Here is a 6253-nt window from a genome sequence, read left to right as displayed (position 1 = left end):
AGAAGAAAAAAATAAAACTTTTGTATTAGATGAAGAGAAAAAAGAGATTAGAAAAAATACAAAATATGTTAAACTTACAGCAGCGGAATTTGAAGTTTTATCTTTACTTATAAAAAGAGAAAATTTCGTTATTTCAAGAGAAGATATATTTGATAATTCTGATTTATTAAACCAAGACTATGAAAGTTCTGGTTCATTAGCTGTAATAATAAATAGAATAAGACATAAAATTGAAGATAATCCAAAAGAACCAAAATACCTTCAAACAATAAGAGGAATGGGATATAAATTTATACAATGAATAGACAATCAATATTTTTTACAATAACAATAAGTTTTATTATATCAATGATTTTAGTAATAGCAAGTTTTACTATTTTAATGACTCAAAATTATAAAACAAAAGAAGCGTTACTTTTTGAAAAATATGTGCCAATAATAAAAATGGTATTAAGAAAACATCGAAAAGATGGCTTAACAAATGAATTTACAAAAAATCTAGAAGAGTTAAACTATACAATTTTAACTACAAAAGGTGAAGTAAATGCAATTACTTACAATCCTTTAACTAAAATAGTTGTAGAGAAAAAAGACACAAGGGATAGAGATGTTTTTAGAGTTTTAAAATTAAATGATAAAAATTATTTATATATGAAGAAAAAGAATAGAACATTTCTTATAAGGGATAATATTTCAAGTTCTGATAATACAAATATTTATATTAGTTTAGTTTTTGCAATTGTTATTATAATTATTATATTAATGTATTTAATCACTTTAAGAAAACTAATGCCACTTAAAATTTTAAAAGATAAGGTTAAAACTTTAGGTGATGAGAACTTTGATTTTGAGTGTTGTAATAGTGAAGGAAAAGATGAGGTAACTTTACTTGCAATGGAGTTTAAAAATAGTGCTTTAAAACTTAAAAGTTTAAAAGAATCAAGAAATGTTTTTATTAGAAATATAATGCATGAATTAAAAACTCCAATTACTAAAGGAAAGTTTTTAACACAACTTGAACAAAATGAAGAGAATAATGAAAAGCTAAAATCAGTATTTATAAGGTTAGAGCAATTAATAAATGAATTTGCAACTATTGAAGAGCTTATATCATCAACAAAAAATATTGATAAAAAGAACTATTTCTTTGATGATATTATTGATAATGCAAAAGATATTTTAATGTTAGATGATGAATCAATTATTCAAGAATATGAGAATAAAAAACTAAATGTTAATTTTAAACTATTTTCAATAGCAGTAAAAAATTTAGTTGATAATGCAATAAAATATTCATCTGATAATAAAGTTACTATTAAAACAGAAAATGAAGATATTATTTTTCAAAATATTGGTAAAGAACTAAAATATCCATTAGAAAAATATTTTGAACCATTTTTTGCAAATGAAGAAAAAACAGATGATTCTTTTGGCTTAGGATTATATATAGTTTATAATATTTTAAAAGCAAATAATTACACACTAGAATATGAATATAAAGATAATATAAATAAATTTACATGTAAAAAGGATGAAATATCTACGATATAGCGATAATTGGAGCAGGTGCAAGTTCTTTAATGATTGCATCAAATTTGGATAAAAGAAAATATAAAAAGATTTGTATAATAGACTCAAATGCAAAAGTTGGACAAAAGATTAAAGTTTCAGGCGGATCAAAATGTAATATTACAAATGAGTTTGTTACAAAAAACAATTACTTAGGTGATAGAGAGTTTGTTCAAGAGTTACTAAAAAAGTTTACAAAAGATGATTTATTAAATTTTTTAAATAAAAATGGTGTTAATCCAAAAATTAATCCAAAAATTGTAAAGGGAACATATTTTTGTAATAGTTCTCAAGATGTTATTGATATGTTTTTAAAGTTAACTTCTCATATAAAAAAATATCTTAATACAGTTGTAGTTGATTTAGATTTTGATAAGCATTTTAAGATAAAAACAAATTCAAATAATATAATTGAAGCAAAAAAAGTTGTAGTAGCAAGTGGTGGTTTATCGTATGCTGCCTTGGGTGCTAGTTCAATCGCTTTTGATATTGCTAAAAAGTTTGGTCATACAATTGAAAAATTAGAACCTGCACTTGTTGGTTTTACTGTTCAAAAAGAGCAATTTTGGTTTAAAAATCTTTCAGGTGTTTCAATGCCTGTTCATACTTTTGTTGAGGGCAAAAAATTTGAAGGTTCACTTCTATTTGCACACAAAGGTTGTACAGGACCTGTTATATTAACTTCATCACTTTATTGGAAAAAAGGAAAAATGGCAATTGATTTCTTACCAAATAAAAAAATTGAAAACTTACTAAAAGGTAATAAAAAAGTTTCAACTGCTTTACCTTTTGCAAAAAGATTCACAAGTGAATTTTTAAACTCATTAAATATTGAAGATAAAGCTATTTGTGATTTAAAAGCAAATGAGATAAAAGAGATAGAAAAATTAAAAAATTATGAATTTGCACCTGCTGGAAACTTTGGATATACAAAAGCAGAAGTTACAAAAGGCGGAATTTCTACAGATGAAATTAATCATGAAAATTTTGAAAGTTTAAAGCAAAAAGGTCTATATTTTATAGGAGAATGCCTTAATATTACAGGTGAACTTGGAGGGTTTAATTTTCAAATTGCCTTCTCTTCGGCTTTTGTTTGTGCTAAAAATATATAAAGGACTTGAAAATTATTAATAATTAAGTTAATATTCCACTTAATTATTATAATTAAAGGTTATAGAATGTTTTTTGGAAATAAAAAATTACAAGAAGAAAATCTGCTTTTAAAAGAGCAACTTGAAGAGTTAAAAAATCAATTATCACATAAAGATAATTTAATAGATGAACAAAAAAATGAACTTTTAAATAATCAAAAACAAGAATTACAAAATAATGATGATGAAATTGACTTATTTAAAGAAATAGCATCTCTTTCTCAAGAAGAGGGGCTTGTTGTTTTTTCTGATAAAAATAAACTGTTCTTTATGAATTCACTAGCAAAAGCAAATATTAAAAATCCATCTATTGTGCTTGATGCTGTTTTAAATAAACAAGATAGACTGATTTTAGATGATTGTGAAGCTAAAATTGTTATTAAAAATTATAATGATTATAAAATTGTTTCATTAAGAAAAACTTCTATACATGATAATAAAAGTGGTGGATTATTAGAAAGACATAATTCTAATATGACAGCTTCTTTATCGACAACTCAAAATACATATCTTTCATTATTAGATGAACTAAAATCAATGATGAAGGAATCAAAAGAGACTGCAAGTGGTTCAACTGAAGGTTTAACTCTTACAACTAAAATAGTTGAAGATACAAATAATTTACAACATGAAATCAAAAAAGAGAATGAAATTGTAAACTCTTTAGTTTCTAAAAGTAAAGATATTTCGGATGTTATAAATATTATTCAAGAAATTGCTTTTCAAACAAATATTTTATCTCTAAACGCAGCAGTAGAAGCAGCAACAGCCGGAGAAGCTGGAAAAGGTTTTGCTGTCGTTGCACAAGAGGTTAGAAATCTTGCAAATAGAAGTGCTGATGCTGCTAAGCAGATTAAAAATGTTGTTGATTCTATTCAAACAGATACAGCAAAAATAAAAGATAGTTCAGATGTAGTAGCAAATGTTGTAGATGAAACAAAGCAAAGAGTTGATACTTTAAGTACTTTAATGAATATTTTCCAAAAAAATGCAAATAGATCCGTATATGAAGTTGAAAGTATTTCAAATAGAATCTTTATAAATCTTGCAAAACTAGACCATGTTATTTATAAGAATAACTTATACCAACTAATCTTTGGTGGTGAACATAACTTTAATGCTGTTGATCATCATAATTGTAGACTTGGTAAGTGGTATGATACTGGACTTGGAAAAGAAGAGTTTAGTTTTGTTCCATCATATAAACACCTAGATAAATATCATCATACAGTACATCATGAAGCAAATATCTTAGCCGCTGAATGTGCAGGAAGTTCTGTATCTTGTTCAAAACAATTAATTGAAGATAAAATTGAATTAGTTGAAAAAGCAAGTGCTAATGTATTTATTTATCTTGATAAAATATTAGAAGAAAAAAATGAAGCAGTTATGAAAGATGCTACACAAAAACTTTTTAATTAAGGAAAACTCTTATGCAAACAAAACATTCAATTTTAATAATAGATGATGAAACAGAAATTTTAACAATGTTAAATCGATTTTTAGCAAGATCAGGTAAATATGATGTAACAACATATTCAAATCCGATACTTGCTTTAGATACATTGAAAAATAGAACTTATGATATTGTTTTATTAGATATTATGATGCCCCAAATGAATGGTCTTGATGTTTTAGAAAAAATAATGCAAAATGATAGTAATCAAAAAGTTATGATGATGACTGCATTCTCTACATTGGATAAAGTATTGAAAGCACATAAGCAAGGTGCTACAAATTATGTTATGAAGCCATTTGAATCTTTACAAATATTAGAAAAAAAAGTTCTTGAGATTTTACAATCATAATAAAATAAAAAATAAAAAGCTACGTTTTAAATATAGTTTTTTATTTTTTATAACTTTTTCTTTTACACTACTATTTTTAAATATAAATAAAAATAGTGAAATTAAATCAATAATTGATTTAAATACTCAAAATATAAATAAATCATATGAAAATATTTATACTCAAACAAAAGAAATATCAGAATTGATTTTTTACAATAATATTTTAAATGATACTAAGTTATTGGAATTAATAAGTTTACAATTAAAAGAAAATACTTACAAATATTTAAAAGAGGAATTCTTTTTTTATAAGCGATATGGACTTAATAATATTAGCATTGATTTTGCAAATAATAAGACATTTTTAAAAATGAGTGATAATAAAACTAATTCACTTATATTTACAAAAGAACTATTTAATGAGAAATTAGAATATATTGCAACAGTTAATCTTAGTTTTTCTTTAGAATATATTTCTTTATTGATGGAAAAGGATTTAGATTATATTTTTACATTTTTATCAAATGAAAAAAAGATTAATAAAAAAGCTAATGAATTTTTATCTGTTTTTGCAAGTAAAGATAAGAAACTTTTTTTAAATAAGCTTAATAAAAATGAAAAGTTTGTAATGACAAATGATAATAAATCATCTATTTATTTTATTCCTTATTCTAAGATAATTAATCAACAAGAAAATATTTCATTACTTGCTTTTAAAAAAGTTGAAAATAAAGATATATCATTGGTAACTTTAAGTTTTTATAAATTACTAATCATTTTTTTTATTTTATATATTTGTATTTTTAGTTTATTATATTTACTAAAAGTTAATATGAAGAAAAGCAGTAGTACAAATAAAAAATATAAAGATTTATTAAATGCAATTGATAAATATGTAGTTATGGTTGAAACAGACACTAAAGGTATTATTACAAATGTTACAGAGGCTTTTTGTAATATCACTGCATATTCAAAAAAAGAGTTAAAGGGTAAAAATATAAATATTATAAATCATCCTAATATGCCTAAAAAACTTTTCAAAGATATGTGGAGTGATTTACAAAAGGGTATTAAGTGGGAAGGTGAACTTATGAATTTAGATAAATATAAAAATTCATATTGGGTAAAAGGTTCAATTTTCCCAAAATATAATAAAAATAAGAAAATAGTTGGATATAGTTCAATTAGAGTAAATACAACTGATAAACAACAATTAAAGAAAATAAATTATTTATTAAAAGAAGATTTATCAAATAAACTTAATGAAATAAGAATGAAAGATAAAACATTAATAACTGATACCAAAATAGAATTAATGGCAAAAATTTTAGATTCATTATCTTATCAATGGAAAAAACCAATATCAACACTTTTTATTAAATTAGTAAATTTAAAAGCACTTATAAAAAAAGATGACTTTGATTTAAATGAATTAAAAATAGTTCATAAAGATATGGAAAAAGAGTTAAAACAACTTTCTATTAAACTAAATGACTTTAGCTCCTTTTTTAGTAATACAAATAAAAATGATAAATATAATGTTTATACAGCTTTAAAAGAATCAATAAATACACATAATAATAAGTTAAAACTTAATAATATTTCAATCAAATTAGACTCAAAAAAAGAGATTTATAGTTTTGGTGTATTTTATGAATTAAAATATATTATGAATAACCTTATAGCTAATTCAATTGAGCAAATTACTACAAATAATATAGTTGATGGAAAAATTAATATAAG

The 6253-nt window shown here is 23.1% G+C and carries 6 protein-coding genes; all 6 read left to right on the top strand.

Annotation, left to right across the window (positions count from 1 at the left end):
• Positions 1–301 (top strand): winged helix-turn-helix domain-containing protein (locus tag ACERKK_RS10130; protein WP_373772965.1); only part of this gene is annotated, 301 nt, incomplete at its 5' end.
• Positions 298–1551 (top strand): ArsS family sensor histidine kinase, encoded by a 1254-nt coding sequence (locus ACERKK_RS10125; protein ID WP_373772964.1) that lies wholly within the window; start codon positions 298–300, stop codon positions 1549–1551. The genes ACERKK_RS10130 and ACERKK_RS10125, both read left to right, overlap by 4 nt.
• A gap of 29 nt (positions 1552–1580) precedes the next feature.
• Positions 1581–2681, top strand: a complete 1101-nt coding sequence (locus ACERKK_RS10120; protein WP_373772963.1) for an NAD(P)/FAD-dependent oxidoreductase — start codon at positions 1581–1583, stop codon at positions 2679–2681.
• 66 nt (positions 2682–2747) lie between these two features.
• Positions 2748–4142, top strand: coding sequence for a methyl-accepting chemotaxis protein (locus ACERKK_RS10115; RefSeq protein ID WP_373772962.1), 1395 nt, complete (start codon positions 2748–2750; stop codon positions 4140–4142).
• A gap of 11 nt (positions 4143–4153) precedes the next feature.
• Positions 4154–4528, top strand: a complete 375-nt coding sequence (locus ACERKK_RS10110; protein WP_373772961.1) for a response regulator — start codon at positions 4154–4156, stop codon at positions 4526–4528.
• The coding region (locus ACERKK_RS10105; protein WP_373772960.1) for a PAS domain-containing protein at positions 4509–6253 on the top strand (1745 nt) is incomplete at its 3' end. The genes ACERKK_RS10110 and ACERKK_RS10105, both read left to right, overlap by 20 nt.

This window comes from Poseidonibacter sp. (genome assembly GCF_041821165.1).
Classification (GTDB): Bacteria; Campylobacterota; Campylobacteria; order Campylobacterales; family Arcobacteraceae; genus Poseidonibacter.
Note: the sequence above shows the minus strand (reverse complement) of the source record. Positions and strands in the feature narration are given on the sequence as shown.

Coding starts and splice junctions, on each gene's coding strand:
- ACERKK_RS10110 (WP_373772961.1), top strand. CDS start 4,154: ATGCAAACAAAACATTCAATTTTAATAATAGATGATGAAACAGAAATT.
- ACERKK_RS10125 (WP_373772964.1), top strand. CDS start 298: ATGAATAGACAATCAATATTTTTTACAATAACAATAAGTTTTATTATA.
- ACERKK_RS10120 (WP_373772963.1), top strand. CDS start 1,581: ATGATTGCATCAAATTTGGATAAAAGAAAATATAAAAAGATTTGTATA.
- ACERKK_RS10115 (WP_373772962.1), top strand. CDS start 2,748: ATGTTTTTTGGAAATAAAAAATTACAAGAAGAAAATCTGCTTTTAAAA.